This is a genomic window from Methylobacterium sp. GC_Met_2 (assembly GCF_026540795.1).
Taxonomy (GTDB): domain Bacteria; phylum Pseudomonadota; class Alphaproteobacteria; order Rhizobiales; family Beijerinckiaceae; genus Methylobacterium.
In genome coordinates this window covers 1-26,620 of the sequence record NZ_JALNUM010000040.1, presented here as the reverse complement: position 1 = coordinate 26,620, position 26,620 = coordinate 1, and the positions used below count along the sequence as shown (strand labels likewise).

At 69.6% G+C, this 26,620-nt stretch carries 24 protein-coding genes; 11 read left to right on the top strand and 13 right to left on the bottom strand.

Translation table 11 applies throughout. The features are described 5' to 3' along the window. Positions 1-21: 21 nt before the first annotated feature. From OXS49_RS15320 to ileS, 4 genes are all read right to left on the bottom strand, one after another. Positions 22-1,431, bottom strand: coding sequence for a pitrilysin family protein (locus OXS49_RS15320; RefSeq protein ID WP_244002044.1), 1,410 nt, complete (start codon positions 1,429-1,431; stop codon positions 22-24). Positions 1,432-1,591: 160 nt separating this feature from the next. After that, positions 1,592-2,254, bottom strand: coding sequence for a hypothetical protein (locus OXS49_RS15315; RefSeq protein ID WP_267425375.1), 663 nt, complete (start codon positions 2,252-2,254; stop codon positions 1,592-1,594). 160 nt (positions 2,255-2,414) lie between these two features. Then, positions 2,415-2,927: a signal peptidase II gene (lspA, locus tag OXS49_RS15310; protein ID WP_267425372.1), complete on the bottom strand. Its 513-nt coding sequence runs from the start codon at positions 2,925-2,927 to the stop codon at positions 2,415-2,417. Positions 2,928-3,171: 244 nt separating this feature from the next. After that, positions 3,172-6,138 carry an isoleucine--tRNA ligase gene (gene ileS / locus OXS49_RS15305; RefSeq protein ID WP_267425370.1) on the bottom strand — a complete coding sequence of 989 codons (2,967 nt, stop codon included), beginning with the start codon at positions 6,136-6,138 and terminating at the stop codon, positions 3,172-3,174. Between the two features lie 359 nt (positions 6,139-6,497). Between ileS and OXS49_RS15300 the strand changes: the two genes are divergently transcribed. Further along, positions 6,498-6,767 (top strand): hypothetical protein, encoded by a 270-nt coding sequence (locus OXS49_RS15300; RefSeq protein ID WP_267425368.1) that lies wholly within the window; start codon positions 6,498-6,500, stop codon positions 6,765-6,767. A 19-nt stretch (positions 6,768-6,786) separates the two neighbouring features. Here OXS49_RS15300 and OXS49_RS15295 read toward each other — a convergent pair whose 3' ends face one another. The 3 genes from OXS49_RS15295 to OXS49_RS15285 all read right to left on the bottom strand — a co-directional run bounded on the left by OXS49_RS15295 (position 6,787) and on the right by OXS49_RS15285 (position 9,537). Then, positions 6,787-7,740 (bottom strand): DMT family transporter, encoded by a 954-nt coding sequence (locus tag OXS49_RS15295; RefSeq protein WP_244002053.1) that lies wholly within the window; start codon positions 7,738-7,740, stop codon positions 6,787-6,789. Positions 7,741-7,854: 114 nt separating this feature from the next. Next, complete coding sequence (locus OXS49_RS15290) at positions 7,855-8,277, bottom strand: hypothetical protein (protein ID WP_267425366.1); 423 nt, start codon at positions 8,275-8,277, stop codon at positions 7,855-7,857. Positions 8,278-8,694: 417 nt separating this feature from the next. Further along, on the bottom strand, positions 8,695-9,537 hold the full coding sequence (locus OXS49_RS15285) for a DUF1932 domain-containing protein (protein ID WP_267425364.1): 843 nt from the start codon (positions 9,535-9,537) through the stop codon (positions 8,695-8,697). An 85-nt stretch (positions 9,538-9,622) separates the two neighbouring features. On the opposite strand from OXS49_RS15285, the gene OXS49_RS15280 reads away from it, so the two are divergent. Beyond that, entirely contained in the window at positions 9,623-9,844 is a 222-nt protein-coding gene (locus tag OXS49_RS15280; protein ID WP_267425362.1) for an antitoxin MazE-like protein, read from the top strand. Next, positions 9,841-10,167 carry a type II toxin-antitoxin system PemK/MazF family toxin gene (locus OXS49_RS15275; RefSeq protein WP_267425360.1) on the top strand — a complete coding sequence of 109 codons (327 nt, stop codon included), beginning with the start codon at positions 9,841-9,843 and terminating at the stop codon, positions 10,165-10,167. The genes OXS49_RS15280 and OXS49_RS15275 overlap by 4 nt, the downstream gene beginning before the upstream one ends. 78 nt (positions 10,168-10,245) lie before the next feature. On the opposite strand, the gene OXS49_RS15270 is transcribed toward OXS49_RS15275, so the two are convergent. Beyond that, the gene (locus tag OXS49_RS15270) at positions 10,246-11,448 is read right to left on the bottom strand and encodes a pyridoxal phosphate-dependent aminotransferase (RefSeq protein WP_267425357.1); all 1,203 of its coding nucleotides are present in this window, start codon (positions 11,446-11,448) and stop codon (positions 10,246-10,248) included. Between the two features lie 212 nt (positions 11,449-11,660). Between OXS49_RS15270 and OXS49_RS15265 the strand changes: the two genes are divergently transcribed. The 3 genes from OXS49_RS15265 (at position 11,661) to OXS49_RS15255 (ending at position 13,309) form a co-directional block, all read left to right on the top strand. Next, positions 11,661-11,897 (top strand): type II toxin-antitoxin system ParD family antitoxin, encoded by a 237-nt coding sequence (locus tag OXS49_RS15265; RefSeq protein WP_267425355.1) that lies wholly within the window; start codon positions 11,661-11,663, stop codon positions 11,895-11,897. Next, positions 11,884-12,096, top strand: a complete 213-nt coding sequence (locus OXS49_RS33650) for a hypothetical protein (RefSeq protein ID WP_346016950.1) — start codon at positions 11,884-11,886, stop codon at positions 12,094-12,096. The genes OXS49_RS15265 and OXS49_RS33650 overlap by 14 nt, the downstream gene beginning before the upstream one ends. Positions 12,097-12,286: 190 nt before the next feature. Next, entirely contained in the window at positions 12,287-13,309 is a 1,023-nt protein-coding gene (locus tag OXS49_RS15255; protein WP_267425354.1) for an LLM class flavin-dependent oxidoreductase, read from the top strand. A gap of 163 nt (positions 13,310-13,472) precedes the next feature. On the opposite strand, the gene cysN is transcribed toward OXS49_RS15255, so the two are convergent. Genes cysN through OXS49_RS15240 form a run of 3 tightly spaced genes read right to left on the bottom strand, consistent with a single transcriptional unit; the run spans position 13,473 to position 16,686 of the window. After that, positions 13,473-14,879: a sulfate adenylyltransferase subunit CysN gene (gene cysN, locus OXS49_RS15250; protein ID WP_267425353.1), complete on the bottom strand. Its 1,407-nt coding sequence runs from the start codon at positions 14,877-14,879 to the stop codon at positions 13,473-13,475. Further along, on the bottom strand, positions 14,879-15,838 hold the full coding sequence (gene cysD, locus OXS49_RS15245; protein WP_244002079.1) for a sulfate adenylyltransferase subunit CysD: 960 nt from the start codon (positions 15,836-15,838) through the stop codon (positions 14,879-14,881). Before cysD ends, cysN begins: the two co-directional genes overlap by 1 nt. Next, the gene (locus OXS49_RS15240) at positions 15,835-16,686 is read right to left on the bottom strand and encodes a phosphoadenylyl-sulfate reductase (RefSeq protein ID WP_244002081.1); all 852 of its coding nucleotides are present in this window, start codon (positions 16,684-16,686) and stop codon (positions 15,835-15,837) included. Before OXS49_RS15240 ends, cysD begins: the two co-directional genes overlap by 4 nt. 267 nt (positions 16,687-16,953) lie before the next feature. Here OXS49_RS15240 and OXS49_RS15235 point away from each other — a divergent pair, with 267 nt between their 5' ends. The 5 genes from OXS49_RS15235 (at position 16,954) to OXS49_RS15215 (ending at position 24,115) form a co-directional block, all read left to right on the top strand. Next, on the top strand, positions 16,954-17,469 hold the full coding sequence (locus OXS49_RS15235; RefSeq protein ID WP_161393443.1) for an Lrp/AsnC family transcriptional regulator: 516 nt from the start codon (positions 16,954-16,956) through the stop codon (positions 17,467-17,469). 111 nt (positions 17,470-17,580) lie between these two features. Continuing rightward, entirely contained in the window at positions 17,581-19,350 is a 1,770-nt protein-coding gene (locus OXS49_RS15230; RefSeq protein WP_267425351.1) for a flavodoxin domain-containing protein, read from the top strand. 152 nt (positions 19,351-19,502) lie between these two features. Further along, positions 19,503-21,353, top strand: coding sequence for an NADPH-dependent assimilatory sulfite reductase hemoprotein subunit (locus tag OXS49_RS15225; RefSeq protein WP_267425350.1), 1,851 nt, complete (start codon positions 19,503-19,505; stop codon positions 21,351-21,353). Between the two features lie 309 nt (positions 21,354-21,662). Next, entirely contained in the window at positions 21,663-23,843 is a 2,181-nt protein-coding gene (locus OXS49_RS15220; RefSeq protein WP_267425349.1) for a TonB-dependent siderophore receptor, read from the top strand. Then, positions 23,840-24,115 (top strand): hypothetical protein, encoded by a 276-nt coding sequence (locus OXS49_RS15215; RefSeq protein ID WP_267425347.1) that lies wholly within the window; start codon positions 23,840-23,842, stop codon positions 24,113-24,115. Before OXS49_RS15220 ends, OXS49_RS15215 begins: the two co-directional genes overlap by 4 nt. A 23-nt stretch (positions 24,116-24,138) precedes the next feature. Here OXS49_RS15215 and OXS49_RS15210 read toward each other — a convergent pair whose 3' ends face one another. Both OXS49_RS15210 and garD read right to left on the bottom strand, forming a co-directional pair. Further along, complete coding sequence (locus OXS49_RS15210; protein WP_267425346.1) at positions 24,139-25,341, bottom strand: PepSY-associated TM helix domain-containing protein; 1,203 nt, start codon at positions 25,339-25,341, stop codon at positions 24,139-24,141. Between the two features lie 80 nt (positions 25,342-25,421). Next, a partial coding sequence (gene garD / locus OXS49_RS15205) for a galactarate dehydratase (RefSeq protein ID WP_267425345.1) occupies positions 25,422-26,620 on the bottom strand: 1,199 nt, incomplete at its 5' end.

Below are 26,620 nucleotides of genomic sequence, written 5' to 3'. Positions count from 1 at the left end.
CGGGACGCGCCCCGGAAAAACCTACTCGGCGGCCATCGCCACGGGGGCGTCGGGATCCTGCGCCTTGGTCAAGTAGCCGGTGACCGAGCGGGCCGGCGTCAGCCAGCGCTCGGCGGCGCTCTTCAGGCGGTCCTGCGACACCGCCTCGATATCGGTCGGCCAGCGGCGGACCTCCTCGATGGTCTCGCCGATCGCCAGAGCCGAGCCGTAGATGCGGGCGAGCGAGGACTGGCTGTCGGAGGAGTAGACCGTTTCGGCCACGAGCCGGGTCTTGGCCCGTTCGATCGCCTCGGGATCCAGGGCCTCCGAAGGCGCGCGGCGCAGCACCTTGTCGACGGCCTCCTCCAACTTCTCCAGGGGCACGCCCTCGGCGGGCACCGCGTAGACGGAGAAGCGGGTGTCGTCGATCGCCGAGCCCATGTACCAGGCACCGGCATTCACCGCGAGGCCGGTCTCCATGACCAACTTGCGGTAGAGGTAGGAGGTCGAGCCACCGCCCAGCACCTCGGCGAGCAGTTCCAGATCGTGGCAGCCGCCGTCGCGGGCGGTGATGCAGGAGGGGGTCAGGTAGAGCCGCTGCAGGGTCGGCTGCTCGACCTTCGGGTCGGCGACCGCGACGCGGCGCAGCGCCTTCGGCTCCGGCTCCCGGGCCCGAATACGCTCGGGCCGGGTGCCCTGGGGCGTCACGCGGCCATAGGTGGTCTCGGCCAGCCGGCGGACCTCGTCCGGGGTCACGTCGCCGGCGACCACCAGGATGGCGTTCTCGGGCGTGTAGAAGCGCTTGTAATAGGCCAGCGCGTGCTCGCGGTTCAGCCCCTCGATCTCGTGCATCCAGCCGATGATCGGGGTGCCGTAGGGATGGTGCACGAACAGGCCGGCCGCCATCGCCTCGGAGAGCTGGGCGGAGGGGTCGGTCTCGACCCGCATCCGGCGCTCCTCCAGCACCACGTCGCGCTCGGGGGCCACGACGGCGTCGTCGAGGACGAGGCCGCTCATGCGGTCCGCCTCGAACGCCATCATGGTGCCGAGATGGTCCCGGGCGACCCGCTGGAAATAGGCGGTGTAATCGTAGCTGGTGAAGGCGTTCTCCTGGCCGCCGAGGCCCGACACCGCCTTCGAGAAGGCGCCGACCGGGTGGTTCTCGGTGCCCTTGAACATCAGGTGCTCGAGGAAGTGGGCGATGCCCGACTGGCCGAGCGGATCATCCGCCGAGCCGTTGCGGTACCAGATCATGTGGGTCGCGACGGGGGCCCGGTGGTCGGGCACGACCACCACGTCGAGGCCGTTGTCGAGGGTGAAAGCCGTCACTTCGGGGCCACCCGCCTCGGACCGCCCGAACGGCGCGGCATCGCCCCGGCCGGCGCTGGCGCCGAAGGCCGGGCCCGGACGCTGCGGGAAGAGGGGGGGCGTCGCCGTCCTGAACAGGTGCATTCCGCTTTCCTTCTGCCGGCCCCGCGCCCCGTGCGCCGCATCTCCGGATGCGCGTGCGGATCGGAACCGTCCTAGTCTCCGGCGGGCAAGAACCGCACCGGGACGAACATCACATGTTGCCACGTCGAGTCGCCGTTGCAACGGCGACACAGCGACTCCGCTACTGCTGCGCCCGCTGACGGAGATAGGCCTGGGGGTCGGCCTCCTCGCGCTCGCGGCTGGCGTTGTTGATCGGGTCGCTGGAGGGCGGGCGCGCCAGCTTCTTGGGCGATTGCCGGTATCCGGTGGGCGGATCGGTCAGCACGTCCCGGTTCGGCTCGACGTCCGAGGGCTCCGCGTTGGCGCTCTTGCCCTTGAGCAGGTCGAACGGGCTGAGCAGGCTGTCGTCGCGGTTGTTGTCGCCGGGCTTGCGCTCGGCCTCGGTGGTCAGGCCCGCGCCGGCCCGGCGGCCGTTGCGCATCTCGTCCACCGAGAGGGTGGCGTTGTTGTCGTCGTAGCGACCCTGGGCTTGGACGCCCTTGGGGTTGCGGCGCTCCTTGGCGGCGCGCTCGCGCTCGGCGATCTCGGGATCCTTCGGCCAAGCGGCGCTGGTGGAGCGGGCCCGGGGCTGGGGCAGGGCCTTGCCGTCGAGCTTGGGCGGCATCACCAGCGGCGGGCGCTCGTGGTAGTCGATCGGATCCTGGCGCTTCTCCAGAAGGCCGATGCCCGATAGCGCGTCGCGCATGAACTCGCCGCGCTCCTGCGCCTGGGCGCCGACGGAGAGCAGCGGCGTCAGGGCGAACGCGGCGGGGAGGAGGAGTCGAAGCCTGCGATACCCGGTCATGCTGCCTCACGGGTTCCGGCCGGGGAGTCCGGCTCGGGGATGGCCGATACGCGGCCTGATCCGACGGGACCCGGCCTGAGGCCGGTTTCCGGCGATCGTATGGCGCCTTGGCCACATCGCGCCAGGGCGGAGATGTGGCCGGACCGATGTGTTGCGCGCATCACAGGCGTGGGGCCGGATCGCCCGGGGCCGGATCGCGCTGATGCCGCCCGGCCGGTAACAGGCTGTCGAGGATCAACCCGATGACGCCGGCCACGATCGCCGCGTCGGCGACGTTGAACACGTACCAGGACCAGCCGCCGGCATGCAGGTGGACGAAATCGAACACCGCCCCGTAGGCGGCGCGATCGATGGCGTTGCCCAGCGCACCGCCGACGATGAGGCCCAGGGCAACGCCGAGCAGCCGCGACGTGGCCCGCCGCATCCAGAGCCCGAGGCCGAGGGCGGCAGCGAGCGACAGGATGACGAGGATCCAGCGGCCGAGGCCGCCCTCCTGCTGGAACAGGCCGTAGGAGACGCCCCGGTTCCAGACCACGACGAAGTCGGCGAAGGGCCCGAACCGCCAGGGCTGCGAGAGCACGAGGTCGGTGCCGAAATACAGACCGAGCTTGGAGGCTTGGTCGAGGAGGAGGGTGAGCAGGAGGGCCAGAAGGCCGGCGCGGAAGGGGGTCATGCGGCGACCGCACGGCCGAGGGCGGAAAGCCCCTCTCCCCGCGCCCGGGGAGAGGGCTTCGGCGACCTTGCCGTCGACGAAGCGAGGCGGCAGCCGGGGGTGAGGGGGCGGTCAAGGGAGAGACTCTTCCGGAGCCACCCCCTCACCACCGCTCCGGCTTCGCCTGCGCTTCCCGCACGGACGGCGAGGTCCGTGCGGGCCTCTCCCCGCCCGCGGGGAGAGGGGGACGCGAAGCACATTACCCTCACGCCGCGCTCGCCTCCGGATGCGCCGCATCCCACTCGCGCAGGGCCTTTGCGTCGCGGGGGGTCACGTCCGGGAAATCCGGATCGCCGCCCACCTCCGGGCTGACCCGCCAGGAGCGGGCGCATTTGCGGCCCTCGGCCGGGCTCGGCACCACCGCCACGCCGCGGACCTCGTCGAGTCGGAAGGCCTCGGCCGGGCCCTCGCCCGCCACCACGGTGATGGCGGAGGTGATGCAGGTGTCGGCGAAGTCGCAGCCCTCCAGGGCGGCCAGCAGTTCCGGATCCGCCATGTAGACCGTGGGGGCCGCCTCCAGGCTCGCACCGATCCGCTTGGCCGCGCGCTCGATCTCCAGCGCTCCGGTGACCACCCGCCGCACCCGCCGGATTTTTTGCCAGCGCTCCGCAAGGGCGGGGTCGAGCCAGGCGGCCGGGGTCTCCGGCAGGGTCTGGAGATGCACCGAGCCGTCCTCGGACGGGTAGCGGTCGAGCCACGCCTCTTCGGCCGTGAAGGCGAGCACCGGGGCGAGCCAGACCGTCACCCGCCGGAAGGCCGCGTCGATCACCTGAAGCGCGGCCCGGCGGCGCACCGACGAGACCGGATCGCAGTACAGGGCGTCCTTGCGCACGTCGAAGTAGAACGACGACAGGTCGCCGGTCATGAAACCGTTGAGCAGCGCCACCACCCGCTTGGTGTCGAAGGTCGCGTAGGCCTCGCGGATCTCGCCGTCGAGCTCCGCCAGCCGGTGCAGGATCAGCCGCTCCAGCTCCGGCATTTTTTGGAACTCGACGTCGTCGCCCGGCACCCGGTGCGCCAGGGAACCCAGCATCCAGCGGAGCGAGTTGCGCAGCTTCCGGTAGGTCTCGGCAAACGTCTTGATGATCTCCGGGCCGATCCGCAGGTCGTCGGTGTAGTCGGAGGCCGCAACCCACAGGCGCAGGATGTCGGCGCCCGAATCCTTGATGATGCTCTGCGGCGCGACGACGTTGCCCTTCGACTTCGACATCTTCAGGCCCTTGCCGTCGAGCACGAAGCCGTGGGTCAGGACGATGTCGTAGGGCGCCCGGCCCCGCGTGCCCGAGGATTCGAGCAGCGAGGACTGGAACCAGCCGCGATGCTGATCCGAGCCCTCCAAATACATCACCCGGTCCTGCCCGCCGTCGCGGACGCGCTTGACCCCGGCGAGCCCCGGAAAGGCCTCCGGATCGTCCAGCACGAAGGCGTGGGTCGAGCCCGAATCGAACCAGACGTCGAGGACGTCGGTGACCTTCTCGTAGGATGCCGGGTCGTGGTCCGGCGCCAGGAAGCGCTCGGCGGCCTCGTCCCGGAACCACGCATCCGCGCCCTCAGCGGCGAAGGCCTCGCGGATGCGGGCGTTGACCCGGTCGTCCTTCAGGATCTCGGCGGTCTCCCGGTGGACGAACACGGTGATCGGAACGCCCCAGGCGCGCTGGCGCGAGACCACCCAGTCGGGCCGGTTGCCGACCATGCCGGTGATGCGGTTCTTGCCTTGCGTCGGCACCCACTGGGTGTCGTCGATGCCCTGGAGCGCCACCTCACGCAGGGAGCGGTTGCCGAGCGAATCCACCGGCCGGTCCATGGCGATGAACCATTGCGGCGTATTGCGAAAAATCACCGGCTTCTTGGAGCGCCAGGAATGGGGGTACTGGTGGCGCAGCACGCCGCGGGCGACCAGCGCCCCGGCCTCGGTCAGCGCGGCGATGACCGCCTTGTTGGCATCGCCCTTCTCGCCCTTGGCGGTGAGAACGCGGGTGCCGGTGAAGCCCGGCGTGGCCTCGGTGAGCACGCCGTCCGCGTCCACGGTGTAGGGGATGGTGGTGTCGATGCCGCGCTCGAGCAGCAGCCGGCCGCTTGCCATCCAGAGCTCGAAATCCTCGCGGCCGTGGCTCGGCGCCGTGTGGACGAAGCCCGTGCCGGATTCGTCGGTGACGTGGTCGCCGTCGAGCATCGGCACGGCGAAGCCGTAGCCGAGCTTCGCCAGGGGATGGTCCAGGGTCAGGCCGGCGAGCGTCGACGGGCTGACGTCGGCGACGCGCTCGAACGCCTCGATCCGGGCGGCCTTGAACACGGTCGCGGCCAGGCTGTCGGCCAGCACGTAGCTCTGGCCGGGCACCGCCCAATTGTCGGCCGGCGCCTGCGTGACCCGGTACAGGCCGTAGGCGATTTTCTTGGAGTAGGCGACCGCGCGGTTGCCGGGGATCGTCCAGGGGGTGGTCGTCCAGATCACGACGCGCGCGGCGGCGAGGTCCCCCTGTGCGCCGGAGCGGATCGGAAAAGCGCAAAAAATCGTGTCGCTGACGTGCTCCTCGTACTCGACCTCGGCCTCGGCCAAAGCGGTCTTCTCGACCACCGACCACATCACCGGCTTCGAGCCGCGATAGAGCTGGCCGCTCATCGAGAACTTCATCAGCTCGTCGGCGATCACGGCCTCGGCGGGGTAGGCCATGGTCGCGTAGGGATGGTCCCAGTCGCCGGTGACGCCGAGGCGCTTGAACTCCTCGCGCTGCACGTCGAGCCAGTGCGCCGCAAACGTCCGGCATTCCTGCCGGAACTCGATCACCGGCACGTCGTCCTTGTTGCGGCCCTTGGCGCGGTACTGCTCCTCGATCTTCCACTCGATCGGCAGGCCGTGGCAGTCCCAGCCGGGGACGTAATTGGCGTCGAAGCCGAGGGCGGCCTGCGAGCGGACCACCACGTCCTTCAGGATCTTGTTGAGCGCCGTGCCGATGTGGATGTTGCCGTTGGCGTAGGGTGGGCCGTCATGGAGCACGAATTTCGGCCGGCCCTGGCCGCGGGCACGCAGCGTCCCGTAGAGGTCGATCCGCTTCCAGCGCTCGATGAGGAGCGGCTCGCGCACCGGCAGACCGGCGCGCATCGGGAACTCGGTCTGCGGCAGGAACAGGGTCTTGGAATAGTCGCGGGCGGGCGCGGTCTCGGGGGTGGTCATCGGATCTCGCATCGGCGGTCGGGCCGGCGGACGGCCGGCAGCATCGGGTCAGGCGGCAGGAGGATCCCGGACCTCCCCGCGGCCGCGCCGAAGCGGGCCCTCAGGCGGAGGCCGGGCCGGTAATTCGAATCGGGCGGCCGGGGCCGCGCAGGGCGCGCGAAGCGTGCATGCCGCGATCTCTATCAGCCGCTCCGGCGCGAGGCCAGCGGCAGGGTTCGGCTCCGCGGCCGCTCACGGAAACGCGAGCCCGGATGAGACCTTTCGGCGCCTGAACCGTTGATCGGGTACGCCCTCCGCGCTCCGAACGGGTGCGGAGACGACCCCGATCGATCTGCCAATCGATCTGCCAGGAGTAGGCCATGAAGAAGATTCTGATCACCACCCTCGCCCTCGCACCCCTCGCCTTCGCGGGGGCCGCGCAGGCCCAGGGCACGGCCCGCGGCGCTCAGCGCGGCGTCGAGGATGGTTCGGCTGCAGCCGGCCCGGTCGGCGGGATCGTCGGCGGTGCCGTCGGCGCGGCGACCGGCACGGTCGGCGGCGTGCTAGGCACGGATCCCGATCCGGCCCGCCGCGCCCGGGAAGAGCGCCGCGAGGAGCGGATGGAGCGTCAGGAGCGCCGCGGCCGCTGATTCGATCCGGCCGGTCGCCTCAGGCGGCCGGCCGCGCGTCCCGGCGGATCGTCTCTTGCGCCAGGAGGTACAACCCTGAGCCGACCACGATCATGGCACCCGCCACGGTCCAGCGGCTCGGCACGTCGCCGAACAGCAGGAAGCCCAGCGTTACCGACCAGAGGAGCTGCGTGTAGATGAACGGCGCCAGCACGTTGGCCGGCGCGCGGGCATGGGCCATCACCAGCAGCCAGTGGCCGAGCGTTCCGAACAGCGCGACGCCGATCAGCAGCGCCCAGTGGGTCAGGCTCGCCGGGCTCGTCCAGATCCACGGCAGGAGCGGCGCCATCAGCGCGAGGCCCGCGAGCCCGGTGTAGAACATGGTCGTCGCGGTCGAATCATAGGCCGCGAGCTTGCGCGTGATGATCGCGTAGAAGGCGTAGACCACGACGTTGGCCACGCAGAGCAAAGCGGCCGGATGCATCCCGCCGACGCCGGGCCGCACGATCACCAGCACGCCGAGGAAGCCGACGCCGATCGCCGCCATCCGCGCCCGGGAGGACCACTCGCCGAGCAGCGGCCCGGCGAGCAGCGCCACGGTGAGCGGCGCGGCGAACTGAATCGAGATCGTCTCGGCCATCTGCAGGTAGCGCAGGGCCAGGAAGTTCAGGGCCGTCGAGGCGAACAGCAGCAGCGAGCGGACGATCTGGAGCGTCAGCCGCCGGCTCTTCACCACGCCCGGGGTGCGCACGGGATTGACGAACAGCGAGATCATCGCGACGCTCGCGGCATAGCGCATGAAGGTGGTGACCAGTGGGTCGACGCCGGCGCGCGCCAGGGTCTTGGCGCTGGCGTCGAGGCTCGCGAAGAACGCGACGGCCCCGCACATCAGGGCGATGCCGACGAGCCGTTGACGGCCGGCCAGGGCCGTCTCGGCAGCGGCCTGCGCGGGTGCGATGTCATCGGTGACGGACGTCGCGACCTGCGTGCTCATGCCTGCCAAATCCCGGTGGAGGCCGGTATTTGTGCCACCCTCGACCGCGTTGCGGTATCCGTCGCCGCGCAGGGGGACCATGCAGCCGGCACGGTCATGCGGGCCGGCGCCGCCTCACCGCTTGGCCGCGACCTTCTCGACCGCCAGGGCCTTCTCGACCGCAGGGGCCTTCTCGACCGCAGGGGCCTTCTCGGCGGAGGCGGTCCGGGTCGTCGCCTTCGCGACCTTCGGCTTCGCCGGCGCAGCCCCCGCGATCAGCGCCGCGAGATGCGACTGGTCGAGCCCAGATGCCACGGCCGGACGCGGCGCGGGCTGCGTCGCGGATACCGGCATGCTGGCCGCCGCGACCGAGCGCTCAACGGGACGCTCGATCGGGCGCGGCTCGATGGATCCCGTGGCGACCGGATCGGCAAGGCTGGCAACCGGCACCGGGGCCGCCGTCGATTCGCGCTGGACGCGCAGGGTCCAGTGCGCTGCCGTCGAGAGGGCGGCGACCGCCAGGATCGCCTTGATGCCGCTGGTGAGCAGGGCTCGCATGGTCGTCAGGCCCGAGAGAACGCGGTTACGCCGGACCGGATCCCGGCCCCACTTCATCATCGCCGCGGAGCGTGAACGAAGCTGCAATCGCCCGGCCGAAACCTGTCCCGGAACGGGGCAGCGCGCCGTCCTCAAAGGTCCGGGCGAGAGGAGAAATCTATGTGGGCCTTGCGCCGGATCCGCGGTTCCTGTTCCCCGCGCACCCGACACTCCTGCAGCGACTCGGCCCACTGAGCCTCACAGAAACGGCCCAGAGAACTGGTCCGGACCGCTCCGTCACTGCCGACCCCGCCGCCATGCAGGCCCGAGCGGGCTCGCGAAACCTTCAGGCGCATCGGCCGCTGGGGACCGCCCGTGTAGAGGGTGACAGCCGAGCCGGCAACAGAGGCGGGACGGTTTCGGCGGCCCCCGCGGCGATCAGCGCGCCGCAGCGTCCGCGGCGAAGCGTATCAGCGCGGCGATGTCGGACCCGCCCGCCTCCGCGGCGAGGTGCCGGTAGAGCGCGGCATAGCCGTCGAAGACCTGCCGGCCAGCCGCGTCCGGGCCGAGGAAATCGGCGATTTCCGCCATCTCGGGTGCCCAGCGATACGCCTTCGGCGCCATGTCGGGCAGGCCCTTGGCGAACCGGGCGAGGAGCGCCGGCTCGTTCTCGGCGAGTTCGGCCAGCAGCGCCTCGCCGGCCCCGGCGCGCTCGGCGGCCAGGATCATGATGACGGCCAGCGCCGTCAGGCCCTTGTTCAGGCCGGCATAGCTCATCTTCAGGCTGGAGGCGGCACCGATCCCGCCGACGCAGACGCGCAGGTCGAGGCCGAGGTCGCGCAAGATCAGCGCCGGGGTCGTGTCGGGACCCGAGACGTAGACGCGCGGCCCCGGCGTGCCAAGCTTCGGCGGCAGGCCGAGGATCGCCCCGTCGAGGAACGGCGCGCCGGTAGCCGCGACGATCTCCGCGATGCGGCCGACCGTCTCCGGGCTGACCGCGTTGGCGTCGATGTAGACCGGCTTGCGTGGGGCCGCCGCGAGGGCGGGCGCGAGCCGCCGGGCCAGCGCCTCCGCGCCGGCGGGCGGCACGATCGAGAGCAGGATGTCGGCGGCGGCGAGATCGGCGTCCGCGGCGTGGACCATGCCGGCGGCCTCGGCCCGGGCGCGGCTCGCCGCCCCGCGCCCGTCGAGGGAGGTCAGGACGCGGGCGCCGTGCTCGGACAGCCGCGCCCCGATGGCGCTGCCCATGGCGCCGGGGGCGATCACTGCGATTGTGGACATGAGAAGGCTCCCCCGGACTGCGACCCGGACATGGTAGTCAGCGGTCTTGGCAGAGCCTAGAGTGCGGCACCATCGGATCCGCGCCATGACTCAGACCAGGCCGAGGGCAGGCTCCCCGGATGCCCCCCGCTATCGCCGGGCGCCACGACGCGACGGCATGAAGCTCCTACGCCTCTGGGTTCCGGATCCATCGCGGTCGGGGTTCAAGGAGGAGGCCGCCCGGCAAGCCGCCCTTCTGAAGGGAGCCGCCGAGGAAGCCGAAGCCCTGACCTTCATCGAATCTGCGTTCGACTGGCCTGAACCGTGACCCGCGGTGACATCGTCACCGTCTCGCCGCCGGGCGCCTACGGCAAGCCGCGTCCCGCTATCGTCGTCCAATCCGATTGGTTGGCCGGAACCGACAGCATCCTCGTCTGCCTCGTCACGAGCACGTTGCGCGAGGCACCGCTCTTCCGGCTCACCGTCGAGCCGAGCCCGGCCAATGGATTGCGAAGCACCTCACAGATCATGGTCGACAAGATCATCGCCCTGCCGCGGGCGAAATGCGGTGCCGTCATCGGCCGGCTCGAACGCGACACGCTCGCAGCCCTGAACCGGATGCTCGCCTTCGTGCTTGGCCTTGCCGACTGAGGCAGCGAAACGATCCCGAACACGTGATCCCGCGGGCGTGGTGACGCTCCGCGGGACGACCGACGCAGGCCCTCAATTCTACCGCAGCGACCCGCAGAACCGCTGGATGCGCCGGCACGCCTCCTCCAGCACCGCGTTGGAGGTGGCGTAGGAGATCCGCAGGTTCGGTCCGAGCCCGAAGGCCGAACCGTGCACCGCGGCCACGCCCTCGGCCTGGAGCAGCTCCGTGACGAAATCCTCGTCGGTCTCGATGGTCTTGCCGGACTCGGTCGTCTTGCCGATCAGCGCCGCGCAGGACGGGTAGACGTAGAACGCGCCCTCCGGCGTCGGGCAGGTCAGGCCGTTGGTCTGGTTGAGCATCGACACGACGAGATCGCGCCGGCCCTGGAACGCCGCGCGGAACGTCGCCAGGTGGTCCTGCGGGCCGTCGAGGGCGGCGACCGCGGCCCACTGCGCGATGGTGCTGGCGCCTGAGGTCTGCTGGCCCTGGACGAAGTCCATCGCCTTGATGAGTTTCTCGGGCCCGGCCGCGTAGCCGATCCGCCAGCCGGTCATGGCGTAGCCCTTCGAGACGCCGTTCATGGTCAGCGTCCGCTCGGTCAGCTGCGGCTCGACCTGGGCCGGGGTGACGAACGCGAAATCGCCGTAGGTCAGGTGCTCGTAGATGTCGTCGGTGAGGATGTGCACGTCCGGGTAACTGAGCAGCACGTCGGTCAGCGTCTTCATCTCGGCGTGGGAATAGGCGGCCCCGGACGGGTTCGACGGCGAGTTGAGGACGATCCACTTGGTCTTCGGGGTCAGCACCCGGTCGAGTTCCTCCGGCTGGAGCTTGAAGCCGTGGCCCATGTCGGTGTCGGCAAAGACCGGGGTGCCGCCGCACAGGCCGACCATCTCCGGATACGACACCCAATAGGGGCGGGGGATCACCACCTCGTCGCCGGGGTTCAGGGTGGCCAGGAACGCGTTGTACAGCACCTGCTTGCCGCCGGTGCCCACGATGGTCTGCGAAACCTTGTAGTCGAGCCCGTTCTCGCGCTTGAACTTGCGCACGATCGCCTCGCGCAGGGGCGCGATACCGGAGACCGGCGGGTAGCGGGTCTCGTTGCGGTGGATCGCCTCGATCGCCGCCTGCTTGATGTGCTCGGGCGTGTCGAAATCCGGCTCGCCCACCGACAGGCTGATGACGTCGACGCCGGACGCCTTCAGGTCCCGGGCCTTCTGGGTCATCACGATGGTCGCGGACGGCTTCACCCGCGAGAGGACGTCGGCGAGGAGAGCCATGGCGTGCGATGCTCCGGATTGTCGAGGTCAGGCGCCGCCTCTTCGCGGCGCGGCGGACCCTAGGCCCGGGACGCTGAGCCGGCAAGCACGGTCGCCGCGACGGCACGCGAGACCGCGTTTTCTGCTATGGTCACGAGAGTCGGGACGGAACGAGAGGCCCTGCCGATGGGGAAACCATCAGCATCACCCTAGCGCCGGATACGCTCCGGGCCGTGCGCGCGAGCGTCGAGGCCGGCGAGTACGCCTCGGTGCACGCGCTGCTCGACGAAGCCGTGCACGCGTTGCAGCGCCAGCGCCGGGAGACTGCCGAGCGGCTCGATGACATCCGCGCCCGCATCCGGCGATCGTTGGACGACCCGCGGCCGCCACGGAGCCTCGAAGAGGTTAGGGCGCACATCGACGCCCTGCATGCCGAGACCGTGAAGGCTCACCGGAATGCGGCGTCTTAAGGTCATCTTCGGAGCGGAAGCCGAGACCGGCCTGCTTCAGATCTATCGCTGGGTCTATGATGCGAGCCGCGATCCGAACGTCGCCGGCCGGTTTCTGGACAAGCTCATCGGCCGGTGTGAGCGCATCGGCGATGCGCCCCATGGCGAGCGCCTGCGCCATGATCTGGAGCCGGGCCTCCGAACCGTGCCGTTCGAGTGATCCGCCGTCATCGCCTATCGGGTCGAAGCCGACCGGGTGACGATCACCAACGCGTTCTACGGCGGCCGCGATTTCGAAGCGCTGTATCAGGCCGCCGGGCCGGACGACGAACCCGCACCGTGACGCGTCTGGAAGGGCGCGGATCGCCATGCCCTCGCGCCGGCCGGCCCAGGCCCCCATCTCTCCTGGTATGACCCCGCTCTCCGTCCTCGACCTCTCCTTCGTCAGCGCCGAGTCCACCCCGGCGCAGGCGCTGCACGACACCCTGGCGCTCGCCCGCCACGTCGATGGCCTCGGCTACCGGCGCTACTGGCTGGCGGAGCATCATGCGCTGCCCAACGTGGCGAGCCCGGCCCCCGAGATCATGATCGGCCAGATCGCCGCCGCGACCCGAAATCTCCGGGTCGGCTCGGGCGGGATCATGCTGCCGAACCACGCGCCGCTGATGGTGGCCGAGCGCTTCCGGGTGTTGGAGGCGCTGTTTCCGGGCCGGATCGACCTCGGTCTCGGGCGCGCGCCCGGTACGGACGGCGTCACCGCGCGGGCTTTGCGCCGCCGCGAGGCGCCGGGGGAGGGCGGAGACGACTTCCTCGACCGGCTTCAGGAATTGCTGTTCTGGGATGGCGGCTTCCCGGAAGGCCACCCGTTCGCGCGGATCACGGCGAGCCCGGCCGGGGTTCCGCTGCCGCCGATCTTCCTGCTGGGCTCGTCCGATTACAGCGCCCGGCTCGCCGGCGAGATCGGCTGCGGATTCGGCTTCGCGCAGCATTTCTCCGGGATGCCGGCCGAGGCGCCGATGCTGGAGTACCGCCGTGGGTTCCGCCCGACGCGGCTCGGCGCGACGCCCCACGCCATCCTGGCCGTCGCGGCGATCTGCGCGCCCACGGACGCCGAGGCCGAGCGGCTGGCCGCCAGCGCCCGCTTGGCGACCCTGCGGCGGGAGCGGGGCGAATACCGGCCGCTGCCGAGCCTCTACGAGGCGCTGGCCTATCCGTATTCCGATGCCGAGCGGAGGCAGATCGAGCGCGGCGGCGAGCGGCTGCACGTGGGCGGCCCCGAGACCCTGCGGGCTCGGCTCGCCGAGATGGTCGCGCGCACGCAGGCCGACGAGTTGATGATCGTCTCGGCGATCCCCGACCAGGCGGCCCGGCACGATTCCTACGCGCTGCTTGCGCAGGCCTGGGGGCTCGGCGTCACCTCACAGGCGGCCTGACACCGGGAGACGTCAGGGTTCCCAAAGGGCCCAGCCCTTTGGTGGGGTGTCGGGGTGAGACCCCGACGAACAGGTCATGGACCCCCTCGCGGGGGTCCATGACCTGTTTCGCAGGGCTCTGCCCTGCACCCGCAAAAGGGCTCGCCCTTTTGAAACCCGGACCTCAGCGCCCGAACAGGCGGCCGAGCCGGGCGAGGAAGCCGCCCCCGTCCGCGGGTTTCGCATCGGGCGTCACCGCCTTCGCAGTCTCCACCTTCGGCGCCAGGACCAGCCCGAGGGCCGCCGTGTCGGTGGTCTCGCGGTCGATCAGGATCAGGCTGCCGGTCTCGCGGTTCTCCGCGTACGCATCCACCGCCACCGCCCGGTCGAGGCGGAGCGCCACGTCCGCGATATCGTTGGCCGACAGGCGCTCGGCCGGGCCGGGCTTGCCGGTCTCGGGGTCGATGCGCGAGACGATCCGCTCCACCGTCGCGGTGACCGTGGCGGTGCCGATCTTGGCGAACAGGCTGGCACCTGGGCTGAGATCGGTCTCGGCCGCCCAGAACAGGCGGGCGTCCAGGGTCTCGGTGACCCGCATCGGCGCGTCGGTGGCCACGATCACCTGACCGCGGGAGACGTCGATCTGATCGGCCAGCACCAGGGTGACCGACTCGTCCTCGCCGGCCTCGGGCAGGTCGCCGTCGGCGGTGTAGATCCGCGCCACCGTGGAGGTCCGGCCGGAGGGCTGGATCGTCACCGAATCGCCCGGGCGGACCCGGCCGCTGGCGATCCGGCCGCTATAGCCGCGGAACTCGGAATTCGGCCGGTTGACCCACTGCACCGCCATCCGGAACGGCGCGTTGAGCGCCTCGGCGTGGACCGGCACGGTCTCCAGGTAGTTCAGCAGCGTGCCGCCCGTGTACCAGGGCGCCGCAATGCCCGGATCCACGACGTTGTCGCCGTTCTTGGCCGAGAGCGGGATCGCCTTGACCTCGGAGAAGTTCAGACCCCGGGCGAAGTCCGAGAAGCCGGCCACGAGGCCGTCGAAGGTGCCCTGCGCCCAGCCGGCGAGATCCATCTTGTTCACCGCCAGCACCACCCGGCGGATCCCGAGATTCGACACCAGCAGCGCGTGGCGCCGGGTCTGGCGAGTCAGGCCCTGGCGGGCGTCAACGAGGATCACCGCTACGTCGGCCGTCGAGGCGCCGGTGGCCATGTTGCGGGTGTACTGCTCGTGGCCGGGGGTGTCGGCGACGATGAACGAGCGCTTGTCGGTGGAGAAGAACCGGTAGGCGACATCGATGGTGATGCCCTGCTCGCGCTCGGCCTGGAGGCCGTCCACCAGCAGCGCCAGATCCACCTCCTGCCCCTGCGTCCCGTGCTTGCGCGAATCGCGCTGGAGCGCCGAGATCTGGTCGTCGAAGATCTGCTTGGTGTCGTGCAGCAGCCGCCCGATCAGGGTCGACTTGCCGTCATCCACCGAGCCGCAGGCGATGAAGCGCAGCACCGCCTTGTGGCGGTGGGCCGTGAGGAAGGCCGCGTAGCCGGCGACGCGGTCGGCAAACGCCGTGGGAGCCTGGTGCACGGTCATCAGAAGTACCCCTCCTGCTTCTTGCGCTCCATGGCGCCGGCCCCGTCTTTGTCGATCACCCGGCCCTGGCGCTCCGAGGTGCGGGCGGCCAGCGTCTCGCCGATGATCTCGGGGAGCGAGGCGGCGTCGCTCTCGACCGCACCGGTCAGCGGGTAGCAGCCGAGCGTCCGGAAGCGGACGAGGCGCTGCTGCGGGGTCTCACCCGGCTCCAGCGGCAGACGGTCGTCGTCCACCATGATGAGCTGGCCGTCGCGCTCCACCACCGGCCGCTCCTTCGCGAAGTAGAGCGGTACGATCGGAATATTTTCCTGCTCGATGTAGAGCCAGATGTCGAGCTCGGTCCAGTTCGACAGCGGGAACACCCGCAGGGACTCGCCGCGCTTCTTCTTGAGATTGTAGAGATGCCAGGGCTCGGCGCGCTGGCGCTTCGGGTCCCAGCGGTGCTGCGCGGTGCGCAACGAGATGATCCGCTCCTTGGCGCGGCTCGCCTCCTCGTCGCGGCGGGCGCCGCCGAAGGCCGCATCGAACTTGTACTTGTCGAGCGCCTGCCGCAGCGCCTGCGTCTTCATCACGTCGGTATGGACCTCGGAGCCGTGGCTCACCGGGCCGACACCGCGGGCGAGCCCGTCCGGATTGGTGTGGATCAGGAGATCGAGGCCGAGTTCCTTCGCGCGGGCGTCGCGGAAGGCGATCATCTCGCGAAACTTCCACGTGGTGTCGACGTGGAGCAGCGGGAAGGGCAGCCGCCCGGGCGCGAAGGCCTTGAGGGCGAGATGCAGCAGGACCGAGGAATCCTTGCCGATCGAGTAGAGCATCACCGGGTTCTCGGTCTCGGCGACCGTCTCCCGGAAGATGTGGATGGCCTCGGCCTCCAGCCGCTTGAGGTGGCTGAGGCGGTCGGCGGTCTGTGCGGGCGTGGGGGCGCTCGGCTGCACGGCGGCGGCAAGGGCGGCGCTCATCGGGCGAACTCCGGCTGGCGATGGGTCTCGGTCTGGACGGTCTCGAAGGCGGCAGGTTCGAGAACTGCAGGCTCTTGGCCCGGCTGCACCGACGCCGCATGGTGTGCGGCTTGGCGTCCGACATGCAGGCCGCATTCCTTCTTGTCTTCCTGCTCCCACCACCAGCGGCCGGCCCGCTCAGGCTCGCCGAGCTTCACGGCCCGGGTGCAGGGGGCGCAGCCGATCGACGGGAAGCCGCGATCGTGCAGGACGTTGTAGGGCACGACGTTGTCGCGCACGAAGCTGTCGATCTGCGCCCGCGACCAATCGGCCAGGGGGTTCAGCTTGATCAGGTCGCGCGCGGCATCGAACTCCGCGAGCGGCGTCTCGGCGCGGTTGGCCGACTGGCCGGCCCGCAATCCGGTGAGCCAGCCGCTCGCGCCTTCGAGCGCCCGGCCCAGCGGCTCGACCTTCCGGAAGCCGCAGCAGGCCTGCCGGGCGGCGACCGAGCGCCGGAAGCCGTTGATTCCCTCGTCCCGCACGAAATCCTCCGCCGCCGCGCGCTCCGGGGCGTAGGCGGTGATGCGGATCCCGTAGGCCGACTCGGTGTCCGCCCAGGTGTCGTAGGTCTCGGCGAACAGGCGGCCGGTATCGAGGGTGACGATCTCGACGCGCCCCTTGGTGAGCCCGGTGGCGAGCTTGGCCATGGCCAGCGCGTGGGTCAGCGCCTGATCCTCGACGCCGAGGCTCGTGGTGAAGACGAGGCGGCCAGGGATCTCGGCGGCGATCAGGTGAAGCCGGCCTGGGAGGTCGAGCCCGGACAGCCGCGCCGCAAGGGCTTCGGCCATCTGTCGGTCCGGACGGGTCATCGCGGCATGTCCCGGGGTTCGTGTGGAGGAAACGGCGGGCACGAAACCGCACCCTGTTGTCGAAGCGACGAGATGTTCGCTATACCGAACGAAGTCAAGGCGCCTCGGCGTGCTTGCGGGACCTCAGGGCCGGCTCTGGCGTGCGGTTGCACACAGCTCTCCCCGAGTCCCAAAGGCGCTCGGGTGAAAAAATCTTCTTAACGACCCCTGAGAGACCTTGTACCCGACGCGGGCAGCGCCGCGTGGACGGATCCGACGGAGACAGTCTTGGACGCGATCGACCTCAAGATTCTTGCCCTGCTGCAGACGGACGCGACGCTGTCCATCGCGGCGATCGGCGAGCGCGTTGGCCTGTCCCAGACCCCGTGCTGGAAGCGCATCCAGAAGCTGGAGGCCGACGGGGTGATCGACCGGCGGGTGGCGGTGCTCGATCCGGTGAAGCTCGGCCTCGGGCTGACGGTCTTCGTCTCGATCGAGACCGCGGACCATTCGCAGGACTGGCTGCAGCGCTTCGCCGCAACCGTCTCGGCCATGCCGGAGGTGCTCGAGTTCTACCGGATGGCCGGTGACGTGGATTACATGTTGCGCGTCGTGGTCGCCGACATGCAGGCCTATGACAGCTTCTACAAGCACCTGATCGCGGTGCTGCCACTCAAGAACGTCACCTCCCGGTTCGCCATGGAGAAGGTGAAATCCACCACGGCCCTGCCCCTGCCGGCGCCGCCGAAGAACGGGCGGCACCTGCCCGGGACCGGTCCGGTGCTCGCGGTTGTAGGAGAATGATCTTCTCTTCTCTCGCACCGCAGCGAACGTGATCTCCTAAACTCCACGCGTTCTGTAAAAAGAACGTCTCTCGATTGACACGGGCCGCGTTGGCCCCGACATGGTCCGGTAATGTCCCGCCAGAATCTCCTTCCGCGCACCGCCCCGTTCGGGGATGGCGAGCGCGCCAGCCTTGATGCGGTGCTCGGCGCCGCGAGCCCCACGCAGCGCGCGTGGCTGGCCGGGTTCCTCGCCGGGCTCGACGCCGCGGGCGGCCAGCCCGCCGCCGTCCCGGCCGCGCCGCCCAAGGCCGCCGCGCCGCTGACGGTGATCTACGCCAGCGAATCGGGGAATTCCGAGACGCTGGCCGGCACTATCGCGAAGCTCGCGCGCAAGCAGGGCTTCAAGCCGAAGGTGGTGGATTTCGCCGATCTCGACCTCGCGACCCTGCCCAAGGCCGGCAAGCTGATCGCCATCGCCGCCACCTGGGGCGAGGGCGAGCCGCCGGCCCGGGCCGTGCGGGCCTATGGCGAGCTGATGGGGGAGGGCGCCCCGCGCCTCGACGGCGTCGAGTTCGCGGTGCTGGCGCTCGGCGACACGTCGTACGTGGAGTTCTGCGCCATCGGGAAGGCGCTCGACGCGCGCTTCGAGGCCCTGGGCGGCAAGCGCGTCGCCGAGCGCGCCGACCTCGACCTCGACTTCGAGAAGCCCGCCGCCGACTGGATCAAGAGCACGCTCAAGGCGCTGGCCCCGGCGGACACGTCCGACAACGTCGTGGCGGTGGATTTCGCCCGCGCCGCGACCGGCGAGGACGACGAGGCCGAGCCGAGCCGCGAGCCCCTGGTGGTCGAGGTCGTCGAGCACGTGAACCTCAACTCCTCGCGCTCCGACAAGGAGACGATCCACCTCGCGCTCGCCTTCGAGGATGGCGCCCCGGCCTACGAGCCAGGCGATTCGCTGGAGCTCTTCCCCGAGAACGACCCGCAACTCGTGGACGAGATCCTCGACGCCGCCGGTCTCTCGGGAGACGAGGCCCTGCGCAACGCGCTGCTCGCCGAGCGGGACATCACGACCCTGTCGGCCGCCACGATCGAGCGCTTCGTCAAGGCCACCGGCCACACGGAGGCGCAGAAGCTGATCGACAGTGGCGAGGCCAAGGCCTGGATCGAGGGCCGGCACCTGATCGATCTGCTGGCGGCCTATCCGGCCAAGCTCACGCCCGAGCACGTGAACACGATCACCCGGCCGCTGCCGCCGCGGGCCTACTCGATCGCCTCCTCGCGCAAGGAGGTGGGCGACGAGGTCCACCTCGCCATCGTGGCGGTGCGCTACGAGACCCACGGCCGCGCCCGATCCGGCGTCGCCTCGGTCCACGTGGCCGACCGGATCCGCGACGGGGCGAAGCTGCGGGTGCGGCTGAAGCCGAACCGGCATTTCCGCCTGCCGCAGGATCCGGCCACCGACATCATCATGGTCGGCCCCGGCACCGGCGTCGCGCCGTTCCGCGCCTTCGTGCAGGAGCGCCGGGCGATCGAGGCGCCGGGACGGTCCTGGCTGTTCTTCGGCGACCGGCACTTCCTCCACGACTTCCTGTACCAGCTCGAATGGCAGGACGCCCTGGAGGACCGGTCGCTCACCAAGATCGACGTGGCTTTCTCCCGGGACCAGCCGGAGAAGATCTACGTGCAGGATCGGATCGTCCAGAACTCCAAGGAACTGGTCTCCTGGCTGGACGGAGGTGCCCATTTCTACGTCTGCGGCGATGCCAAGAACATGGCCAAGGACGTGCGAGCCGCGGTGGTGAAGGCCTACGAGACCGTCAAATCCTCGAGCGCCGCCGAGGCCGAGGCACAGGTCGCGGCTTTGGAGCGCAGCCACCGCTACCAGCAGGACGTTTACTAACGGACCGGCCTTCCAAGGCCGCAGGATCGAGATTGCAGCGGAGCAGGACGGGGCGCGGGTCCCGACCCTGCCGTAGACCGGCACGCGTTCCGCTCGGCACCCACCCCTGACGCGAGGGGTGGGAGACGCGTTCAGACAGACGGATTTATCCCATGGACGACCACAGCCCCCGCGACACCGCCGAGACCCCGGTCGCCAGCTCGGCCTCCGCCCCGGCCAAGCGCGTCTACGAGACCCCGCCCACCGAGCGGCCGATCACCGAGGCGGAGGCCGCCCGCGCGGCCCAGCTCGCGGCGAACGAGCACATCAAGATCGCCAGCGGCTATCTCCGCGGGACTCTCGCGGACGGGCTCCTGAAGCACGCCACCGGGGCGATCTCGGAGGATGACGGACAGCTCGTGAAGTTCCACGGGATGTACATGCAGGACGACCGCGACCTGCGCCCCGAGCGGACCAAGAAGAAGCTCGACAAGGCCTACAGCTTCATGATCCGCCTGCGCATCGCCGGCGGCGTCATCACCCCGAAGCAGTGGCTGGCGCTGGACCACATCGCGGTCACCTATGCGGGCAGCGCCCTGCGGGCGACGACGCGCCAGACCTTCCAGTATCACGGCGTGATCAAGGCGAACCTGAAGCGCACGATGGCGGCCATCGACGCGGCGCTCCTCGACACGATCGCGGCCTGCGGCGACGTCAACCGCAACGTCATGGCGGCGACCAACCCGGCCCAAGTCGGCGCCCACAAGGCCGCCTACCAGCTCGCCAAGGACATCTCCGACTCGCTGCTGCCGAAGACCAGCGCGTGGCGCGAGATCTGGCTCGACGGCGAGCGCGTGGTCGGCGGTGAGGACGCGGCCGAGATCGAGCCGGTCTACGGCCGGACCTACCTGCCGCGGAAGTTCAAGACCGTCATCGCGGTGCCGCCCTCCAACGAGGTCGACATCTTCGCTCACGATCTCGGCTTCATCGCGATCCTCGATAAGAAGAATCAGGTGACCGGCTGGAACGTCACGGTGGGCGGCGGCATGGGCATGACCCATGGCGAGCCCGACACCTTCCCGCGCACCGCCGACGTGATGGGCTTCGTGGCCCCCGAGGATGCCATCAAGGTCGCCGAGGCGGTGATGACCGTCCAGCGCGACTGGGGCAACCGCAAGAACCGCAAGAACGCCCGGCTCAAGTACACGATCGAGCGCTACGGCCTCGACGCCTTCCGGGCCGAGGTCGAGAAGCGGATCGGCAAGAAACTCGGCGCGCCGATGCCCTACACGTTCGCCAACAACGGCGACCGCTACGGCTGGGTCGCGGGCGATGACGGGCGCTTCCATCTCACCCTGTACGTGCCCTCGGGCCGGATCAAGGACATCGAGGACGGGCCGCAATTCCTCACGGGGCTGCGGCGCATCGCCGAGGTGCATCAGGGCGATTTCCGCCTCACCGGCAACCAGAACGTCATCATCGCCAACGTCCCGGCCGAGAAGCGGGCCGAGATCGACGCCCTGGTCGACGAATACGGGCTGACGCGCGGAGCGAGCGCGCTCCGGCGCAACTCGATGGCCTGCGTGGCGCTGCCGACCTGCGGCCTCGCCCTCGCCGAGAGCGAGCGCTACCTGCCGGACCTGATGACCGAGCTGGAGCAGAGCCTCGCGTCCCACGGGCTGGCCGAGGAGGAGATCACGATCCGCTCCACCGGTTGCCCGAACGGCTGCGCCCGGCCGTTCATCTCCGAGATCGGCCTCGTGGGCCGTGGTCCCGAGCGCTACCATCTCTATCTCGGCGCCGCCCACGACGGTTCGCGGCTCAGCAAGCTCTACAAGGAGGACGTGGCGGCCTCCGAGATCCGCGGCACCCTCGACCCGCTGTTTGCCGACTACGCGAAGGGCCGGCAGCCGGGCGAGCATTTCGGCGACTACCTGATCCGGGCCGGGCACGTGGCGCGGACCACCAACGGTCCGGATTTCCACGAGCGCACCGGCGCCCTGAAGCCGGCCACGCAGGGTTGATTCGAGCTGCATGGGCGGCCGGCGAGGCCGCCCATGCAGACGACCGGTCGCCACTCGGAAGATCGTGACGGCTCACCATCGGCCGATACGTTGTAGATGTAGATCCTCTGCGCCAATCCATTTTTCAGGCGCACAGGTCCAAAAATTTAAATTATTCCAATGTGATAATGTGGCTACTTCGCCACGTTTGCGAAGTTACAGCTGAATCCGCGCATCGATCTCAGCGCACACATTGAAAAATCACAGCCCTTCCTCTCAAGGATCCCTGTGCCCTGGCGGTGCGAATCTTCTTGAGAGCGATTATAAACGATGTCCGGGCACGGCAGGCGCAGCCTTCGAAGCATTTCAAACACCCGCAACAACAGTCTATCACTCTACACAGCGCTGACGACATCCCTGCTTGTCATCTCGACGATTTCGGCTCGCGCGGAGGTTACCAGTACAGCCGATGAGGTTTCGCTCTCGGAGCTGAGCGTCACCGGTACCGGCCCTGCGGTGGAGCGGGCGGACGGCCCAGTGATCGGCTACCGCGCCACGCGCTCGGCCACCGCGACCAAGACCGACACGCCCGTGCGCGACTCGCCGCAATCGATCAACATCGTCCCCCGGCAGGTCATTACCGATCAGCAGGATCTGCGCCTGACGGATGCCGTCACCAATGTCAGCAACGTCACGCCCGGCAGCACCGTGCAGGGTCGCTCGCAGAACTACGTCATTCGCGGTTTCGCCACGCAGCTCTTCGCTGTCGACGGCATCCTGACCAATCCGGCGATCAACTTCTATCCGGTGGAACGCGACCTTGCGAACGCCGAACGGGTCGAGGTGATCAAGGGACCGGCTTCCGTGCTGTTCGGCCGGGGTGATCCGGGCGGTGTCGTCAACATCGTGACCCGCAGGCCAACCCTGGAGCCGACCGCGGATGCGAGCGTCCAAGGTGGCAGCTTCGGCTTCCGGCGGTTTCAGGGCTCGGTCTCGAGCGCGATCCCGTCTATCGATGGACTCGCCGCACGCCTCAGCTTCGCCGCGCAGGAGGATCCGACCTTCCGCAATATCGGCGACAACACCAATCGGCGCGTCTTCATTGCGCCGGCCTTAAGCTGGACGCCGAGCGCCGACACCCGAGTCTACATCAACGCAGAAGCCACCAGCCAGCGCACCCAGTACGACGAGGGGCTCATTGCCTTTCGCGGCCGCGTGCCGCTGGACAACATCCGCCGATATTACGGTGAGCCGACCTCGCGCTATTATGGCGAGTTCAACGGGATCACGATGCGAGCTGAGCACGACGTCAATGAAAATTTGACATTGCGGCAAGTGATCAATGGGCAGTGGGGTGCGTTCAATCTGTTCGCGGCCCGCGCCACCGGCGTCAATAATGCCGGCACGCAGGTCACCAGGCGCGACACCTCGGTCGATTCGCATTTTGCTGCCCTGGATACGCAGACCGAAGCGATCCTGAAGTTCGACACGTTCGGCTTCTCCCACACCGCCCTGGCGGGGTTCGAGTACACCAACGGCTTCCGCCACCCCTATTCCCAGCAAGGCTCCTACACTCCGGTCAGCTTCTTCAACCCGGTCTTCGGCGGCACGCCAGGAGCGCTCTCGCTCCAGCAAGACCTGAAGCAGAGGCTCGAGCTGTTCGGGTTCTACCTGCAGGACCAGATCGCCCTTACGCCTGAGCTGCAGCTCGTGCTCGGCGCCCGGTTCGATCTCGGCAGCCAATATTATTTCGCCCGGGTGCCCGCTTCGCGGACCCAGCCCCCCGAGCAGAACCTGTTCGGCGCCTCGCCACGCGTCGGCCTGATCTATCGCCCGTTCGAGCCGCTGACCCTCTATGCCAGCTATGCCACATCCTTCGCGCCGCAGACCGCGAACGTGCTCAACGTCGTCAACCCAACACCCGAGACCGGCGAGCAGGTTGAGGTCGGAACCCGCATCGACATCAGCCCCGACCTGACTTTGAGCGCGGCCGCCTTCCGGATCACCCGGGATAACGTCGCCGGCAACGACCCCGTCAATACCGGCTTCTCGGTGATCACCGGCCAGCAACGTTCGGAGGGTGTCGAGGCGGACCTGGCCGGCGAGATCCTTCCAGGCTGGAGGGTTATCGGCGGCGTCGGCTATCTCGACGCGCGGATCACCAAGGACAGGGTCTTTGCGATCGGCAACCGCCTCGTGGGTGCGCCAGCCTTCAGCGGCAGCGTGTGGACCACCTACGACTTCCAGGCCGGCTTCCTGCGCGGTCTCGGACTCGGCATCGGCATCACCCATGTCGGCCAACGCTTCGGCGACCTCAACAACAGCTACAAAGTCGGGGCGTACAATCGCGTTGATGCGGCCGTGTACTACGACATCGACGCGCATTACCGTTTCTCAGTCAACATCCGGAATCTGACGAACACGCGCTACATCGAGCAGCCGTTCAACCAATTCAACAACGCCCCCGGCGCACCCTTTACGGTGCTGGCGACGATCACGGCACGGCTGTGAGCCGGGCGCGGCGGGTCCGCAGCCTTCTCGCCGGGGCCGGCCTCGCGGCGCCGACGCTCACCGCGTCCGCGGCCGAGCAGTCCTGGTCGGTGCTGATCGTGGTCAAGCCGGACAACCCGCGGGTCGCGACCGACCGGCTGATCGCAGCCCATCTCGAGGGAGGGGCTATCGGCTCACCCGATAACCTTCGATCTGAGGTTTCCGAAGGGCTGAAGCCCGACAGCGGGCTCTGCCCGCACCCGCAAAAGGTCGAAGACCTTTTGAAACCCTGATGTTCGAGCACCTGGCGGGTGCCTCAGCGGCCTGCCTCGCGGAGGGCAGGGGGCGCCGTCCGCGGTTTCGCCGGCCGCCGCTGCGCCGCCGCGCGGCGACGCAGGACGTAGAGGGTCAGGCCCGTCGCCGCGAAGCCCGGCAGGGCCAGCGCCGCGAGGCAGAACAGCAGGGCGAACAAGTCGCCGAAGAAGCGGCCGCGATGGACCTCCAGGATGTTGTCCATGAGGCGCCGGCCCAGCGGCAGGTCGGCGGCGCCCTCGGTCGCCAGAAGCAGACCGGTGGCGGCATCGTAGCGAGCCTCGTTGCGGGCGCTCAGGTCATCGACACCCTTCGGCAGCCAGCGGATCCGGATCGCCCTCGCGTCGGGGCTCGGCAGGGTCAGCAGAGTGGTGCCCGCCTCACGCCCCTCGCCGGCCCGGAAGGCCGCCCAGGCGCGGTCGACGGCCGCCGGCCCGGATGCGTCGGCCGGCGCCTCGGCGGCGGCCCTGCGGCCGGCGGCGCGCATCGGCTTTGCCGTCTCCCGCTCGCCCACCAGAAGCCCCGTGGCGGCATCCTTGAAGGATGGGTAGGACCACGTCAGCCCCGTCAACGCCATCACGAGGTAGACCGGTATCAGCCATGTCCCCGCCACGGCGTGCAGCGACCACCAGCGCGGCCGGCCGGGCCGGGACAGGCTCGGCTTCAGCCAGATCCGCCAGCGATGGACCTTGGGCCAGCGCAGGTAGAGGCCGGTCCCCAGAAAGACGAGGAGCGCCAGCACGCAGGCGCCCGTGATGGTCCGGCCCCAGCCCTTGGAGCCGCCGGGCAGGAGCAGCCAGCGGTGCAGGTCCCGCACCGTGGTGAACACCCCCTCCAGCCGCACCGGGCCGAGCACGGCGCCGTCGTAGGGGTCGGCATAGACCGCAGGTGGCCGCGCGCGGGTCGCGGGATCCCGGGCGAAGCGGACATGGACGCTCGCCGCCGGATCGTCCGCCAGGGTGAGGATGTTCACCTTCAGGCCGGCCTGGGCCTCGATTCGCGCCACCAGGGCCGAGGGGGCGAGCGCCGGCCGGTCACCGGCGGTCACCGTGAGCCGGTCGTGGTTGGCGAAGGCGGTTACCGCCTCCTCGTAGCTCATCAGCGCCCCGGTCAGGCCCATCAGCGCCAGCACGAGGCCAGCCGTGAGGCCAAGCGCCCAGTGCAGGCGGAACAGGACGGTCCGGAGGGAGGGAATCAGGCGCGGCATGGCAATGCCGGCTGCCTACCAGAAACCGGCCACGCTGACGACGGCGCGGGGCGCATGCCCGGCGGCCGAGGCGGCGCCCGTCAGGTGATCGGCGCGGGGTTGAACAGGGTCAGATCGTTGAACAGGCCCCACTGGTCGGACCAGGGGCGCTTGCGCCCGCTCGCCACGTCGAGGATCAGGTGGAACAGCTCCCAGCCGACCTCCTCGATCGTCGCCTCGCCGGTGGCGATCCGGCCGGCATCGAGGTCGATCAGATCGGACCAGCGCTCGGCGAGTTCCGTGCGGGTGGCGACCTTGATCACCGGCGCCTGAGCGAGGCCGTAGGGCGTGCCGCGGCCGGTCGAGAAGACCTGCAGGGTGATCCCGGAGGCGAGCTGCAGCGTGCCGCAGACGAAGTCGCTCGCCGGGGTCGCGGCGAAGATCAGGCCTTTTTCGCGTACGCGCTCGCCCGGTGCGAGCACGCCGGAGATCGCGCTGGTGCCGGATTTGGCAACCGAGCCCAGGGCCTTCTCGACGATGTTGTTGAGGCCGCCCTTCTTGTTGCCGGGCGACGGGTTGGCGCGGCGGTCGGCCTCGCCCTTGGCCAGATAGGCGTCGTACCACGCCATCTCGCGGATCAGGGCCTCGGCGATCTCGGGGGTCTTGGCCCGCGGGGTGAGGAGGTGAATCGCGTCGCGCACCTCCGTCACCTCCGAGAACATCACGGTGGCGCCGCAGCGGACCAGCAGATCGGCCGCGAAGCCGAGCGCCGGGTTGGCGGTCACCCCCGAGAAGGCATCGCTGCCGCCGCATTGCAGGCCGACCACGAGGTCCGAGGCCGGGCAGGTCTCTCGGGCCCTGCGGTTCAGCACCTCCAGGCGGGCCTCGGCCATCGCCAGGATGCTGTCGATCATCGCCGAGAAGCCGCGGTGGCGCTCGTCCTGAAGGCGCACCACCCCGTCGCCGGCCGCGCCGCCATCCGGCAGCAGGCGCTCCGAGACGAGCTTCTCGCAGCCGAGGCCGACGACCATGACCTCGCCGCCGAAATTCGGGTTCTGCGCGAGGCTCTGCAGCGTCCGGATCGGCACCACCGCCTCGGGGGCGTTGATGGCGACGCCGCAGCCATAGGCGTGGGTCAGGCCGACCACGTCGTCGACATTGGGGTAGCGCGGCAGCAGCTCCTGCTTGATCCGCCGGATCGCCACGTCGAGGGTTCCGGCAACGCATTGCACGCTGATCGAGATCGCCAGGATGTTCTTGGTGCCGACCGACCCGTCCGGGTTGCGGTAGCCCGCGAAGG

Excerpts from the sequence above, each read along its gene's own strand:
- OXS49_RS15320 (WP_244002044.1), bottom strand. The coding sequence starts at position 1,431 with ATGCACCTGTTCAGGACGGCGACGCCCCCCCTCTTCCCGCAGCGTCCG.
- OXS49_RS15315 (WP_267425375.1), bottom strand. The coding sequence starts at position 2,254 with ATGACCGGGTATCGCAGGCTTCGACTCCTCCTCCCCGCCGCGTTCGCC.
- lspA (WP_267425372.1), bottom strand. The coding sequence starts at position 2,927 with ATGACCCCCTTCCGCGCCGGCCTTCTGGCCCTCCTGCTCACCCTCCTC.
- ileS (WP_267425370.1), bottom strand. The coding sequence starts at position 6,138 with ATGACCACCCCCGAGACCGCGCCCGCCCGCGACTATTCCAAGACCCTG.
- OXS49_RS15300 (WP_267425368.1), top strand. The coding sequence starts at position 6,498 with ATGAAGAAGATTCTGATCACCACCCTCGCCCTCGCACCCCTCGCCTTC.
- OXS49_RS15295 (WP_244002053.1), bottom strand. The coding sequence starts at position 7,740 with ATGAGCACGCAGGTCGCGACGTCCGTCACCGATGACATCGCACCCGCG.
- OXS49_RS15290 (WP_267425366.1), bottom strand. The coding sequence starts at position 8,277 with ATGCGAGCCCTGCTCACCAGCGGCATCAAGGCGATCCTGGCGGTCGCC.
- OXS49_RS15285 (WP_267425364.1), bottom strand. The coding sequence starts at position 9,537 with ATGTCCACAATCGCAGTGATCGCCCCCGGCGCCATGGGCAGCGCCATC.
- OXS49_RS15280 (WP_267425362.1), top strand. The coding sequence starts at position 9,623 with ATGACTCAGACCAGGCCGAGGGCAGGCTCCCCGGATGCCCCCCGCTAT.
- OXS49_RS15270 (WP_267425357.1), bottom strand. The coding sequence starts at position 11,448 with ATGGCTCTCCTCGCCGACGTCCTCTCGCGGGTGAAGCCGTCCGCGACC.
- OXS49_RS33650 (WP_346016950.1), top strand. The coding sequence starts at position 11,884 with ATGCGGCGTCTTAAGGTCATCTTCGGAGCGGAAGCCGAGACCGGCCTG.
- OXS49_RS15255 (WP_267425354.1), top strand. The coding sequence starts at position 12,287 with ATGACCCCGCTCTCCGTCCTCGACCTCTCCTTCGTCAGCGCCGAGTCC.
- cysN (WP_267425353.1), bottom strand. The coding sequence starts at position 14,879 with ATGACCGTGCACCAGGCTCCCACGGCGTTTGCCGACCGCGTCGCCGGC.
- cysD (WP_244002079.1), bottom strand. The coding sequence starts at position 15,838 with ATGAGCGCCGCCCTTGCCGCCGCCGTGCAGCCGAGCGCCCCCACGCCC.
- OXS49_RS15240 (WP_244002081.1), bottom strand. The coding sequence starts at position 16,686 with ATGACCCGTCCGGACCGACAGATGGCCGAAGCCCTTGCGGCGCGGCTG.
- OXS49_RS15230 (WP_267425351.1), top strand. The coding sequence starts at position 17,581 with ATGTCCCGCCAGAATCTCCTTCCGCGCACCGCCCCGTTCGGGGATGGC.
- OXS49_RS15225 (WP_267425350.1), top strand. The coding sequence starts at position 19,503 with ATGGACGACCACAGCCCCCGCGACACCGCCGAGACCCCGGTCGCCAGC.
- OXS49_RS15220 (WP_267425349.1), top strand. The coding sequence starts at position 21,663 with ATGTCCGGGCACGGCAGGCGCAGCCTTCGAAGCATTTCAAACACCCGC.
- OXS49_RS15210 (WP_267425346.1), bottom strand. The coding sequence starts at position 25,341 with ATGCCGCGCCTGATTCCCTCCCTCCGGACCGTCCTGTTCCGCCTGCAC.